General features: G+C 74.5%; 1 protein-coding gene. It reads left to right on the forward strand.

Translation table 11 applies throughout. The annotated features are described in order from the left end of the window. The first annotated feature begins 42 nt into the window (after nucleotides 1-42). The gene (locus tag LTT61_RS22150; protein ID WP_420094679.1) at nucleotides 43-15,309 is read left to right on the forward strand and encodes an amino acid adenylation domain-containing protein; all 15,267 of its coding nucleotides are present in this window, start codon (nucleotides 43-45) and stop codon (nucleotides 15,307-15,309) included. The last annotated feature ends 110 nt before the right edge of the window (nucleotides 15,310-15,419 follow it).

The raw sequence follows: 15,419 nt of genomic DNA on the forward strand, positions 1-15,419 counted from the left end.
TGGTGGGCGACGGGGAGACGTGGCTGTCGGGGTGAGCTGGGAATGACCAGCCCCGCCCGGCCGAGGGCTGCGCGTACCCGCAGGTCGCGACTGGTTTCGCTACCCCAGCTGATGACGTCGGCGGTGGAGGCGAACCCGGACGGCACCGCGGTGGTGTTCGCCGGTGCGGACGAGACCTACGGCAGCCTCGGCTACGCCGAGCTCGACGAGCGCTCCAACCGGCTCGCCCGGCTGTTGCTGGAGCGCGGGGTCGGGCCGGGCGATCTGGTCGCGGTCGGCATCCCGCGCTCGCTGGAGTCGGTGCTCGCGGTGTGGGCGGTCGCCAAGACCGGCGCCGGGTTCGTCCCGGTGGATCCCAGGTACCCGCGGGAACGGGTCGCCTACATGGTGCGCGATTCCGGCGCGCTGCTCGGGCTCGCGGTCGGCGCGGTCCGCGCCGAGCTGCCGGAGACGGTGGAGTGGCTCGCGATCGACGCCGACCTGGATCTGGAGGCGTGGTCGCCGGAGCGGGTCACCACCGCCGACCGGCGCCGCGCGCTACGCCCGGACGACGCCGCCTACGTCATCTACACATCAGGCTCGACCGGGCTGCCCAAGGGCGTCGTCGTCACCCAGGCCGGGCTGAAGAGCTTCTGCGACGAGCAGCGCGACCGGTACCGGGTCGACAGTGATTCCCGCGCACTGCACTTCGCCTCGCCCTCGTTCGACGCCTCGGTGCTGGAGCTGCTGCTCGCGCTCGGCGGCGCGGCCGCGCTCGTCGTGGTCGACCCGGCGATCTTCGGCGGCGACGAGCTGGCCAGGCTGCTCCGCCGGGAGCGCGCCACGCACGCCTTCATCACCCCGGCGGTGCTCGCCTCGCTCGACCCCACCGGCCTGGACGAGCTGCGCGTCGTGGTCGCGGGCGGCGAGGCATGCCCGCCGGATCTGGTGCGGCGCTGGGCCTTCGGTGGCCGCGAGTTCTACAACGGCTACGGCCCCACCGAGACCACCATCATGACCAACATCAGCGATCCGCTCGTCCCCGGCGAGCCGGTGACGATCGGCAGGCCGATCCGCAACATCACCGAGTTCGTGCTGGACGAGCGGCTCGGCCCGGTGCCGGACGGCGTCGTCGGCGAGCTCTACATCACCGGCGCGCAGCTGGCCCGCGGCTACCACGCGCGGCCCGCGCTCACCGCGGCGCGCTTCGTCGCGAACCTGTTCGAGGAGAACGGCTCCCGGCTCTACCGCACCGGCGACCTGGTGCGCAGGCTGCCCTCCGGCGAGATCGAGTACCTGGGGCGCAACGACTTCCAGGTGAAGATCCGCGGGTTCCGGATCGAGCTCGGCGAGATCGACGCGGTGCTCGCCGCGCACGACGGGATCGACTTCGCGGTCACCGTCGGCCACGAACTCGACAGCGGCGCCACCATTCTCGTCTCCTACGTGCACGCGGCCGGGGGCGCGCCGGTGGACACCGCTGCGCTGACCGAGCTGGCCGAGGCGCGGCTGCCCGCGCACATGGTGCCGACCGCGGTCATGGTGCTCGACGCCATCCCGCTCACCCCGGTCGGCAAGCTGGACCGTCGCGCGCTGCCGGAGCCGGTGCTCGACCACAAGACCTACCGGGCGCCGGAGACGCCGGTGCAGCTCGCCATCGCCGAGGTGCTGGCCGAGGTGCTCGGCACCGAGCGGGTCGGGCTGGACGACGACTTCTTCGCGCTCGGCGGCGACAGCATCACCGCCATCCAGGTGGTGTCGCGGGCCCGCGCCCGCGGCGTCGTCTTCACCCCGCGCGAGGTCTTCGAGAGCCGCACGCTGGAGGCGCTGGCCGGGCGCGCGCACACCGCCGAGCCGGAGGCCGCCGCGGCGGAGCTCGCGCTCGCGCCGGTGCCGGAGGCCGAACGGGAGCGGCTGGCGCTGCGCTACCCCGGGCTGGCCGAGGTGTGGCCGCTGACCCCGCTGCAGTCCGGGATGCTCTTCCACGCGCTGCTCGCCGAGACCTCGATCGACGCGTACATGACGCAGTTCGTGATCGATCTCGGCGGCCGGGTGGACGCCGAGCGGCTGCGCGGCGCGGCCGCCGCGGTGCTGGACCGGCACGACAACCTGCGGGTCGCCTTCGCCGAGGACGGCGCGGGCAACCCGGTGCAGGTGGTGCTGGACCGGGTCGAGCTGCCCTGGCGCGCGGTCGAGTTCGCGCACCTCGACCCCGACACCGTGGCGGTGGAGACCGACCGCCTGCTCGCCGCCGACCTGGCCGAGCGTTTCGACATGCGCCGCCCCCCGCTGCTGCGCTTCGCGCTCATCCGTACCGCCCCCGACGCCTGGCGGCTGCTGGTGACCGCGCACCACATCCTGATCGACGGCTGGTCCATGCCGCTGCTCATGCAGGACCTGCTCACCGTCTACGCGCTCGGCTCCGCCGCCGCGCTGCCCCCGGTGCGTTCGTACCGGGAGTACCTGGCCTGGCTGGCGCACCGCGACCAGGGCGAGTCCGTCGACGCCTGGCGCGCCGCGCTGGCGGGCTTCGACGAGCCGACGCCGCTCGCAACCGCCGGGCGCGGCCGCGAGCTGGCCGCAGGCATCGGCGAGCTCGGCTTCGCGCTGAGCGCCGAGCAGACCGCCGGGCTGGCCCTGGTGGCGAGCGAGGTCGGGGTCACCGTGAACACCGTGGTGCAGGCGGCCTGGGGGCTGCTCGTCGCCCGCTCGGTCGACCGCGACGACGTGGTCTTCGGCGCCACCGTCTCCGGGCGGCCGCCGCAGCTGCCCGGCGTGGAGTCCATGGTCGGGCTGTTCCTGAACGCCATCCCGGTGCGGGTGCGGCTCGGCGCGGACAGCACGCTCACCGAGGTGCTGCGCGCCCTGCAGGCCGAACAGGCCGGGCTGCTCGACCACCACTACGTGGGGCTGAGCGAGATCCAGGCGGCCGTCGGCGTGCCCGAGCTCTTCGACTCGCTGCTGGTCTTCGAGTCCTTCCCGGTGGACGCCGCCGCGCTCACCGACGCCGCCGACGCCCTGGACGGCATGGTCATCACCGGCGCGACCGGGGTGAACGGCTCGCACTACCCGCTCACCGTCATGGTGGTGCCGGACCGGGAGTGGCAGCTGCAGATCAAGTACCTGCGCGAGGTCTTCGACGACGAGCAGGTACGGGTGCTGGCCGACCGGTTCGCCGCGCTGCTGGCGCGGTTCGTGGCCGAGCCCGGCGCCAGGGTCGCCGACATCGATGTGCTCACCGACGCCGAGCGCGCGGTGCTGGCGCGGGTGAACGACACCGCCGCGCCGGAGTTCGCGGACGGGGCCACGCTGGTCTCGCTCTTCGACGCCCAGGTCGCGCGCACGCCGGACGCCGCCGCGGTGCTCGCCGACGGCGAGACGCTGACCTACGCGGAACTGGACGCCCGCGCGCGCGAGCTGGCCGGGTACCTGGCCGGGCGCGGGGTCGGCCCGGAATCGCTGGTGGCGGTGGCCATGCGGCGCTCGGTGGAGCTGGTGGTCGCGGTCTACGCCGTGCTGCGCACCGGGGCCGGTTATCTGCCGATCGATCCGGATCACCCGGTCGAGCGCAGCGAGTTCGTGCTCGGCAGCGCCGGGCCCGCGCTTGCGCTGACCACCGCGCGGGACGGGTTCGCCACGGCGGTCGATGTGCCCGTTGTGGTGGTCGATGATGTTGTCGGAGAACCTTTCTCGGGTGCGGCCCCGCAACCGGGGAATGTCGCGTACGTGATCTACACGTCCGGGTCGACCGGGCGGCCGAAGGGCGTGGTCATCACCCATCGGCAGATGGCGAATCAGTTCCGGTGGGCGCAGCGGGAGTACCCGCACGGCGTCGGCGACGTGGTGCTGTTCAAGACGCCGATCACCTTCGACATCTCCACCTGGGAGCTGTTCTGGCCCCTGCAGACCGGGGCCGCGATCGTGGTCGCGGAGCCGGAGGGGCATCGGGATCCGGCGTATATCGCGCGGGTGCTGGCCGAGTACTCGGTGACGGCGGTGCACTTCGTGCCGTCGATGCTGGAGGCGTTCCTGGATGCCGTGCCCGAGGTGTCGCTGCCGTCGCTGCGCTTCGTCTTCGCCGCCGGTGAGGCGCTCTCCCGGCAGACGGCGGTGCGCGCCGCGGCGCTGCTGCCCGGCGTCCGGCTGGACAACTGGTACGGGCCCGCCGAGGCGACCGTGGTGAGCGCCTTCCCCGCCGCCGCGGCGCGCGGGGGGACCGGTGTGCCCATCGGGGCGCCGGTCGCCAATACCGGTGTCGCCGTGCTGGATCGGCAGCTGGTTCCGGTTCCGGTCGGTGCGGCCGGTGAGCTGTATGTGTCCGGTGTGCAGCTGTCGCGCGGGTACGCCGCGGCGCCCGGGCTGACCGCGGAGCGTTTCGTCGCGGGCCCGGACGGGACCAGGCTCTACCGGACCGGTGACGTGGTGCGCTGGGTGCACGCCGGTGCCCGATTGGCGCTGGAGTACCTGGGCCGCAGCGATTTCCAGGTGAAGCTGCGCGGCCAGCGCATCGAGCTGGGCGAGATCGAGAGCGTGCTGCTCGCGCACCCGGCCGTGCAGCGGGCCGCGGTGCAGCTGGTACGCGGCGCCACCGGTGACCGGCTGGTGGGTTATGTGGTTCCCGCACCGGGTGCGGAGATCTCCGGGAGCGGTCGCACCCCGGCTGTCACCGAAGCCGAGCTGCTGGCGCACGTGGGCGCCGGTGTCCCGTCCTACATGGTCCCCTCGGCCCTGGTCGTGCTCGACTCTTTCCCGCTCAACCCCAGCGGCAAGCTCGACCGCCGCGCCCTCCCGGTCCCGGCGGCCGCGGCGCGCGCCTACCGCGAGCCGGCGACCGAGGCCGAGCGCGCGGTGGCCGGCGTGTTCGCCGAGGTGCTCGGGCTCGAGCGGGCAGGCGCGGACGACGATTTCTTCGAGCTGGGCGGCAACTCGCTCGTCGCGACCAGGGTCGCGGCCCGGCTCGGCGCGCTGACCGGTGCCAGGGTGCCGGTGCGCACGGTGTTCGAGCGGACCACGGTCGCCGGCCTCGCCGCCGCGCTCCCGAGCGGTGCGGCGGGCGAACGGCTTCCGCTGGTCGCCGGGGTGCGCCCGCCGCGGGTGCCGCTGTCACTGGCCCAGCAGCGCATGTGGTTCCTGAACCGCCTGGACCCGGAGTCGGCGGTCAACAACCTGCCGGTCGCGGTCCGGCTCACCGGAACCCTGGACACCGCCGCGCTCGCCCGCGCCGTCGCCGACGTCGTGGCCAGGCACGAGACGCTGCGCACCGTCTACCCGGCCGACGCCGACGGCATCCCGCACCAGGTGGTGCTCCCGGTGGACCGGGTCGCCCCCGCGCTGACCCCGATCCCCGCCGACCGGCTGGACGAGCAGCTCGCCGAGGTGCTCGGCGCAGGCTTCGACGTGACCGTCGACCCGCCCTTCCGCGCCGCCCTGCTGGAACAGGGCCCGGGGGAGTACGTGCTCGCCTTCGTCGCGCACCACATCAGCGCCGACGGCTGGTCCATGGGCCCGCTGACCCGCGACATCATGCTCGCCTACGCGGCCCGCGCCGCCGGGCAGCCGCCCGCCTGGACCCCGCTCCCGGTGCAGTACGCCGACTTCAGCCTCTGGCAGCGCGCCGTGCTCGGCGCCGAGGACGACCCCGACAGCCTGCTCTCCGCCCAGGCGGCGTACTGGCGTGACCGCCTCGCCGGGCTCCCCGCCGAACTCGCGCTCCCCGCCGACCGCCCGCGCCCGGCCACCCAGTCCTTCGCGGGCGGCAGCCACGGGTTCCTGATCGACCCGGCCCTGCACGCCGCGCTCACCGAAATGGCCCGCGCGCACGGCACAACCCTGTTCATGGTGCTGCACGCCGCCCTCGCGGCGCTGCTCGCCCGGCTCTCGAACAGCCTCGACATCGTCGTCGGCACCCCGGTCGCCGGGCGCGGCGAGGCCGAGCTCGACGACGTCATCGGCATGTTCGTCAACACCCTCGTGCTGCGCACCGAGATCACCCCGGGCGCCGGCTTCGACACCCTGCTCGCGCAGACCCGCGACCACGACCTGGCCGCCTTCGCGCACGCCGACATCCCCTTCGAGCGGCTGGTCGAGGTCATCGACCCCGAGCGCTCCACCGCGCGGCATCCGCTCTTCCAGGTGATGATCTCGCTGCAGAACCTGCCCGCGACGAGCCTGGAGCTCCCCGAGCTGCGGGCCGACGCCGTCGACTTCCCCATCGACACCGCCAAGTTCGACCTCATGCTCGCGCTGCGGGAGGCGGGCGAGCACGGCATCGCCGCCGAGTTCTCCTACGCGCGAGACCTGTTCGACCCGGAGACCGTCGCCGGTTTCGCCGAGCGCTACGTCCGGCTGCTCACCGGCATCGCCGCCGACCCCGCCGCCCCCGTCGGCGACATCCCGCTGCTCTCCGCCACCGAGACGGCGCAGCTGCCGCACACCGTCGAGCCGCGGGAGCTCGGCCCGACGCTGCTGCTCCCCGACCTCTTCACCGAGCAGGCCCGCCGCACCCCGGACGCCACCGCACTGGTCGGCCCCGACGGCAGCACCCGCAGCTATGCCGAGTTCGGCGCCCGGGTGCACCGCCTCGCGCGCCGCCTCGTCGAGGCTGGCGTCGGCCCGGAGACCCTGGTCGCGCTCGGCCAGCGGCGCTCGGTCGACCTCGTGGTCTCCGCCTACGCGGTGCTGGCGGCGGGCGGCGGCTACGTCCCGCTCGACCCGGACCAGCCCGCCGACCGCATCGGCCACATCCTGGACACCGCCGCCCCGATCCTGACGCTCACCGCCGACGGCTTCGACGCGGGCGCGCACCCCGCGCTCGACCTCGGCGCCGTCGACCTCACCGGCTACGCCGACACCCCGCTCACCGACGCCGACCGGAATGCCCCGCTGCGCCCGCAGAATCCGGCCTACGTCATCTTCACCTCCGGCTCGACCGGTCGCCCGAAGGGTGTGGCGGTGCCGCACGCCGCGGTGGTGAACCAGGTTCGCTGGATCACCGCGGAGTACGGGATCGGCCCGGACGACGTGGTGTTGTTCAAGACCCCGGCCACCTTCGACGTGTCGGTGTGGGAGCTGTTCGGCCCGCTGAGCGTCGGCGGCCGGATGGTCGTCGCGAGCCCGGACGGCCACCGCGACCCCCGCTACCTCGCGGAGGTGATCGCCGAGCAGCGCGTCACCATGACCTCGTTCGTGCCGTCCATGCTGAGCGTCTTCGCCGCGAGCGCCGACCCGGCGGCGCTCACCTCGCTGCGGGCGCTGCTGCTCGCCGGTGAGGCGCTGACCGGCGCCGTGGTGGACGCCGTCCGCCGGATCACCCCCGCCGCGCTGTACAACCTGTACGGGCCGACCGAGTTCACCGTGCACGCCACGCACACCCAGGTCCCGGCCGCGGTGCCCGGCGCGGTGCCGATCGGCACGCCGGTCTGGAACGCCGCCGCGTACGTCCTCGACGCCAGGCTGCACCCGGTGCCCGCCGGGGTCGCGGGGGAGCTGTACCTGGCGGGCGCGCAGGTGGTGCGCGGCTACGCGGGCCGCCCCGACCTCACCGCCGACCGCTTCGTCGCCGACCCGTTCGGCCCGGCGGGCACCCGCATGTACCGCACCGGCGACCTGGTCCGCCGCGGCCCCGACGCCGCCCTGACCTACCTTGGCCGCACCGACTTCCAGGTGAAGCTGCGCGGCCTGCGCATCGAACTCCAGGAGATCGAGGCCGCGCTCACCGCGCATCCCGACGTCACCCAGGCGGTCGTCGTCCTGCACACCGACCCGCACACCGGCGACCGCCTCGTCGGCTACGTGGTCCCCGCGACGGCCGACCGGGCCGCGCTGCGCGCGCACCTCGGCACCCGGCTGCCCGGCTACATGGTCCCCGCCGCGCTGGTCCCGCTGGACGCCATGCCGCTGAACGCCAGCGGCAAACTGGATCGGAAGGCGCTGCCGGAGCCGGTCTTCGAGAAGGCCGCCTTCCGGGCCCCGGTGACCCCGGTGGAGCAGATCGTGGCCGGGGTCTTCGCCGAGGTGCTCGGCACCGAGCGCCGGATCGGCCTGGACGACGACTTCTTCGGCCTCGGCGGCAACTCGCTGCTCGCCACGCAGGTGGTGGCGCGGATCGGGGCGGCGCTGGACGCGCACATCCCCGTCCGGGTGCTCTTCGAGATCGCCACCGTCGGCGGGCTGGCGGCCCGCGCCGAGCAGGCCGCGGGCGGCGGCGCCCGGCCCCCGCTCACCGCCGCGCCGCGCCCGGCGCACATCCCGCTCTCGCCCGCCCAGCAGCGCATGTGGTTCCTGAACCGCTTCGACCGCGGCTCGGCCGCCTACACCATCCCGGTCGCGGTCCGGCTGCGCGGCGCGCTGGACACCGCCGCCCTGCGCGCCGCCATCGCCGACGTGGTGGAGCGGCACGAGATCCTGCGCACCGTCTACCCGGAGACCGCGGACGGCCCGGCCCAGGTGATCCTGGCGCCGGAGCAGGCGACGCCGAAGCTGCGCGTCCGCCCGCTCACCCCCGACGAGCTCCCCGGCGCGCTGGCCGAGCTCGTCACCGCGGCCTTCGACGTCACCGCCGAGGTTCCGCTGCGGGTGGTGCTCTTCGAGCTCGCCCCGGACGACTTCGTGCTGGCCATGGCGATCCACCATGTGTCGGGCGACGGCGCCTCGGTCGCCCCGCTCACCCGCGACCTGATGATCGCCTACGCGGCCCGCACCCGCGGCGATGCTCCCGGCTGGGCGCCGCTGCCGGTGCAGTACGCCGACTACAGCATCTGGCAGCGCGAGCTGCTCGGCGCCGAGGACGACCCGGAGTCGCTCGCCGCCGAACAGCTCGCCTACTGGACGCGCACCCTCGCCGGGCTGCCCGACCAGCTCGAACTGCCCACCGACCGCCCGCGCCCCGCCGTGCGCTCCTACGCGGGCGGCGTCGTCGGAGTGGAGATCGACGCCGAGACCCACGCCGCGCTCACCGACCTGGCCCGCGAGCAGGGCGCCACCCTGTTCATGGTGGTGCACACCGCGCTCGCGGTGCTGCTGGCCCGGCTGGCCGCCACCGACGACGTGGTGATCGGCACCCCGATCGCGGGCCGCGCCGAGCCCGGCCTCGACGACCTCATCGGCATGTTCGTCAACACCCTGGTGCTGCGCTCGCGGATCGCCCCGCACGAGCGCTTCACCGAGCTGCTCGCCCGCCAGCGCGGCACCGACATCCAGGCCTTCGCGCACGCCGACGTGCCCTTCGAGCGGCTGGTCGAGGTGCTGAACCCGGCCCGCTCGCAGGGCAGGCACCCGCTGTTCCAGGTCGGGCTCTCGTTCCAGAATTTCGCCGCCGCCGAGCTGGAGCTCGCCGGGCTGAGCCTCTCCGGGGTCGAGATCGACACCGCGCTCTCGCAATTCGACCTGCACCTGATCGTCGGCGACAACTACGGCCCCGACGGCGTCCCCACCGGCATCGTCGGCGGCCTCACCTACGCCACCGACCTCTTCGACCGCGGCACCGCCGTCGAGTTCGTCGCCCGGCTGCAGCGGGTGCTGCGCGCCGTCGTCGGCGACCCGGCGAGCACCGTCGGCGACATCCCGCTCACCGGCACCGCCGAGGCCGAACGGGTGCTGCGCGAGTGGAACTCGACCGCGCACCCGGTGCGCTGGGAGCTGCTGCACCAGGGCTTCGAGGAGCGGGTGCGGGCCGAGCCCGCGGCCGTCGCGCTGGTCGCCGGGGCCGAGCGGCTCACCTTCGCCGAGCTCTCCGCGCGGGTGGAGCGGCTGGCAAGGGTGCTCGCGGCGCGCGGGGTCGGGCCGGAGGTGCCGGTGGCGCTCGCGCTGCCGCGCGGGGTCGAGCTGGTGGTCGGGATGTACGCGGTGCTGCGGGCGGGCGGCGCCTTCGTGCCGATCGACCCGACGCACCCGGCCGAGCGGATCGGCCACATCCTGGACATCGCGCGCCCCGCCGTGGTGCTCATCTCCGCCGAGACCGGCTTCCCGGTGCGGGTGGAGGCCCCGCTGGTGGTGCAGGAGCTGGACGGCGAGCCCGGCTTCGACGGCCCGCTCCCGGTGCCAGCGCCGGACCACCCGGCCTACACCCTCTTCACCTCCGGCTCCACCGGCCGCCCCAAGGGCGTCACCATCACGCACCGGGCGGTGGCGAACCAGATCGCCTGGATGGCCGCGCACTACGGCTTCGGGCCGGACGACGTCTACCTGCAGAAGACCGCCTCCACCTTCGACGTCTCGATCTGGGGCTACTTCCTGCCGCCCGCGAGCGGCGCCCGGCTGGTGCTCGCCGCCGACGGCGCCCAGCGCGATCCCAGGCACATCGCCGAGCTGGTGCGCGCGCACCGGGTGACCCGCACCGACTTCGTCCCCTCCATGCTGAACGTCTTCGCGCAGTACGCGGGCAGCGCCGACCTGGCCACGCTGCGCGACGTCTTCGTGATCGGCGAGGCGCTGCCCCCGGAGACGGTGGCGGCGCTGGCCAAGGTCTCCGACGCCGCCGTACACAACGTCTACGGTCCAACCGAGGCCGCCGTCTCGGTGACGTACCACGAGGTCACCGCCGCCGACACCGCCGTCGTCCCGATCGGCGTCCCGGAGTGGAACTGCACCGTCTACGTGCTGGATTCGCGGTTGCGGCCGGTTCCGGTGGGAGTCGCGGGCGAGCTCTACCTGGGTGGGGTACAACTGGCGCGCGGCTATGTCCGGCGCCCCGACCTCACCTCGGATCGCTTCGTGGCCGACCCGTTCGGCCCGCCCGGATCCCGCCTCTACCGCACCGGTGACGTGGTGTCCTGGCGGGCCGACGGCGTGCTCGTCTACGGCGGCCGGGTCGACTTCCAGGTCAAGTTCCGCGGCCAGCGCATCGAACTCGGTGAGATCGAGACCGCGCTGCTCGGCGTCGACGGCGTCGCGCAGGCCGCGGTGCTGGTGGCGGCCGGCGCGACCGGCGAATTCCTGGCCGGGTACGTGATGCCCGCGCCGGGAGCCGAACTCGACCCCGACGCGGTGCGCGCGGGCGTCACCGCGGCGCTGCCCGGGTACATGGTGCCCGCGGTGGTCACCGTGCTGCCCGAGTTCCCGCTGAACACCTCGGGCAAGCTCGACCGCAAGGCGCTCCCGGTGCCGGAGTTCCGCTCCCGCGGCTTCCGCCCGCCCGCCACCCCGATCGAGGAGATCGTGGCCGGGGTCTTCGCCGAGGTGCTCGGCGTGCAGCGGGTCGGCGCGGACGACGACTTCTTCGCGCTCGGCGGCAACTCCCTGCTCGCCACCCAGGTGGTGGCCAGGATCGGCGCCGCGCTGGAGGCCACCGTCCCGGTGCGCGCCATCTTCGAGGCGGGCAGCGTGGCCGCGCTGGCCGCGCGGGCCGAGCAGCACGCGGGCTCCGGCGCGCGGCCGCCGCTGGTCGCCGCCGAGCGGCCGGAGAATCTGCCGCTCTCGCTGGCACAGCAGCGGATGTGGTTCCTGAACCAGTACGACCCCGGCTCGGCGGTCTACAACATCCCGATCGCGGTCCGGCTCACCGGCGCGCTCGACGTGCCCGCGCTGGAGCAGGCCGTCGCCGACCTGGTCGGCAGGCACGAGGTGCTGCGCACGGTGTACCCGCGCACCGACGCCGGGCCGGTGCAGCGCGTGGTCTCGGTGCGCGCGGCCTTCGACGGCCTCGCCGCGGAGCTGGTCACCGTGGACGACCTGCTGCCCTGTGTGCAGTCGGTGGTCACCGAGGGCTTCGACGTCACCGCCGAGGTGCCGGTGCGGGTCGAGCTGTTCCGGATCGTCGGCACCGACGAGCACGTCCTGGTCTTCGTCGCGCACCACATCGCCGCCGACGGCTGGTCGGTCGGGCCGCTGACCAGGGATCTCATGGTCGCCTACACGGCGAGGGCGGCCGGGGCGACCCCGGCGTGGGCGCCGCTGCCGGTGCAGTACGCCGACTACACGCTCTGGCAGCGCCGCGTGCTCGGCGCCGAGGACGACCCGGAGAGCGTGCTCGCCGCGCAGGCCGGGTTCTGGCGCACCGAGCTGGCCGGGCTCCCGGACGAGCTCGCGCTGCCCGCCGACCGGCACCGCCCCGGCACCGCGAGCTTCGCGGGCGCGCGGGAGCCGTTCACCGTCGACGCCGAGCTGCACCTGGCGCTGCGCGCGCTGGCCGCCGAGCACAACGTCACGCTCTTCATGCTGATGCACGCGGCGCTCGCGGTGCTGCTCGCCCGGCTCTCCGGCGGCGACGACATCGCCGTCGGCACCCCGATCGCGGGCCGCGGCGAGCCCGAGCTGGACGACCTGGTCGGCATGTTCGTGAACTCGCTGGTGCTGCGCACCGGCATCGAGCCCGCCGAGCCGTTCACCGAGCTGCTCGCCCGGGTCAGGGACGTGGACCTGGCCGCCTTCGCGCACGCCGACATCCCGTTCGAGCGGCTGGTCGAGCTGCTCGACCCGGTGCGCTCGCAGGCGCGGCACCCGCTCTTCCAGGTGGTGCTCTCGCTCGCCAACCTGCCCGCCACCGAGTTCGAGCTGCCCGGGCTGCGCATCGCCGGGGTCGAATCCGACACCGCCGTCGCCAAGTTCGACCTGCAGTGGACGCTCAGCGAGCTGCGCGACGAGCGCGGCGAGCCCGGCGGCATCGCGGGGCTGCTGGAGTACGCCACCGACCTGTTCGACCCGGAGACCGCCGCCGGCTTCGCCGAGCGCTTCGTCCGGCTGCTCGCCGCGGTCGCCGCCGACCCGGCGGCGCCGGTCGGCGCGGTCGAGGTGCTCGCGCCGCGGGAGCGGGCGGAGCTGATCGCCCGCTGGGGCGAGGCCGCCGTGCTGCCGCGGCCGCTGCCCGAGCTGCTCGCCGCCGCGGCGGCGGTCGACCCCGCCGCGCCCGCGGTGGTGTACCGGGGCGAGAGCATCAGCTACGCCGAGCTCGACGCGCGCTCGAACCGCCTGGCCCGGTTGCTCATCGCCGCCGGGGCCGGCCCGGAGGAGCGGGTGGCGCTCGCCGTCCCGCGGTCGGCGGACTCGGTGCTCGCGGTCTGGGCGGTGGCCAAGACCGGCGCCGCCTTCGTCCCGGTCGACCCGACCTACCCGGCCGAGCGGATCGCGCACATGGTGACCGACTCGGGCGCGCGGCTCGGGCTCACCGTGCGCGGTGTCAGCGCCGCGCTGCCGGACTCGGCGCGCTGGCTGGTGCTGGACGACCTCGACGCCTCCGGGTACGACGCCGCGCCGATCACCGATGCGGACCGGCTCCGGCCGCTGCACCCGGACAACCCGGTGTACGTCATCTACACCTCGGGCTCGACCGGCGTGCCGAAGGGCGTGGTGGTGGCGCACTGGGGCGTCGCCAACTTCGCCCAGGTGGAAATCGAGTACTTCGGCCTCGACGCGAACATCCGCGCCCTGCACTTCGCCTCGCCCAGCTTCGACGCCTCGATCCTGGAGCTGATGCTGGCGGTGGCGTGCGGCGGCGCGCTGGTGGTGGCGCCCGCCGACCTGTACGGCGGCGCGGAGCTGGCCGAGCTGATCGAGCGCGAGCGGATCACGCACGCCTTCGTCACCCCGGCGGCGCTGGCGACCTTCGAACCGGCCGGGCTGGAGTCGCTGCGGGTGCTCGTCGCGGGCGGCGAGGCCTGCCCGCCGGAGCTGGTCGGCAGGTGGGCGGCGCCGGGCCGGGCCTTCCACAACGGCTACGGCCCGACCGAGACCACCGTCATGTCCAACATCAGCGGCCCGATGGTGCCCGGCGCGCCGGTGACCATCGGCGCCCCGGTCCGCGGCATGCGCTCGCTGATCCTTGACGCCGGGCTGCGGCCGGTGCCGGTGGGCGTCGCGGGCGAGCTGTACCTGTCCGGCGCCGGTCTGGCGCGCGGCTACCACGCCAGGCCGGGGCTCACCGCGGAGCGGTTCGTCGCCGACCCGCACGTGCCGGGCGGACGGATGTACCGCACCGGCGACGTGGTGCGCTGGACCCGCTCCGGCGAGGTCGAGTACGTGGGCCGCTCCGACTTCCAGGTGAAGGTGCGCGGTTTCCGGATCGAGCTGGGCGAGATCGACGCCGCGCTGGCCGCGCACGGGTCGGTGGACTTCGCCGTGACCGTCGGGCGCGACGGCCGGCTGGCGGCGTACGTGGTCGGCCGCGATATCGACACCGCGGAGCTGACCAGGCACGTCGCCGCCCGGCTGCCCGGCTACATGGTGCCGTCCGCGATCACCGTGCTGGACAGCATCCCGCTCACCCCGGTCGGCAAGCTGGACCGCGCGGCGCTGCCCGAGCCGGTCTTCGCGGCCAGGGCGTTCCGCGCCCCGGCCACGCTCAGCGAGGAGCTGGTGGCGGGCGCCTTCGCCGAGGTGCTCGGGTTGGACCGGGTCGGCGCCGACGACGACTTCTTCGAGTTGGGCGGCAACTCGCTGCTCGCCACCCAGGTGGTGAACCGCATCCGCGAACTCGGCGGCGCCGAGCTGCGGGTGGCGGTGTTCTTCAGCGACGCGACGGTGGCCGGGGTGGCGGCACGGGCCGCCGAGGCGCTCGCCGACGGTGGCGACGCGAACGCCGCGATGGGCGTCCTGCTGCCGATCCGGGCCACCGGCACCGAACCGCCGCTCTTCTGCGTGCACCCCATGTCCGGGCTGGCCTGGGCCTACGCCGGGCTGGCCCGCTTCCTGCCCGCGGCGCAGCCGATCATCGGCATCCAGTCGCCCGCGCTCTCCGAGGACGACTGGCGGCCGCTCTCGGTGGCCGACATCGTCACCAGGTACGTGGCCGAGATCCGCGCGGTGCGGCCGGAGGGGCCCTACCGGCTGCTCGGCTGGTCGCTCGGCGGCGTACTCGCGCACGCGATCGCGGTCCGGTTGCGGGAGCAGGGCGCCGAGGTGGAGCTGCTGGCCGTGCTCGACGGCGTGCCCGGAATCGACCTGGACGATTTCCGCCACGAAGTGCGCACCGCCTTCGCCGAGGTCGGAATCGCTCCGGATGCGCTGCCGGACGCGGACAGCCTCGGTGAGCTGGGTGACGAGGCGCTCGCGGTGTTGCTGGAATCGGTCCCCGCCGACCTGGCCGTGCTCACCGCCGACCGCATCCGCCGGATCTACCGGGGCGCGGTGCGCTCGGTGGAGCACGTCACCAGGTACCGCCCCGCCATCTTCGACGGCCGGATCGACTTCGTCGGCGTCACCCGGTTGGACGCGGGGGCCGAGCCGCACGCGGGCGCGGCCGGCTGGCGGCGCTACACCGACGGCCCGGTGGCCGAGCACTCGATCGACTCCACCCACCTGCGCATGATGGAGCCGGAGGCGCTGGTCCAGCTGGGTCCGCTGCTGACCGGGCTGCTCGGTGGGGACGGTGCCGAGCGGACGACCGGTACTTCCCGATAGAGTGCGGCGCGGCCCTGCCCCCGAGACCGGCGCCCCGGCATCTCGGGTGCAACAAGGCTGATTTGCCGACGATAAAGCGAGTGTGCGGCAGGGGCGACCGCTGCCTACAC

It is taken from the genome of Nocardia asteroides, from assembly GCF_021183625.1.
Taxonomy (GTDB): domain Bacteria; phylum Actinomycetota; class Actinomycetes; order Mycobacteriales; family Mycobacteriaceae; genus Nocardia; species Nocardia asteroides_A.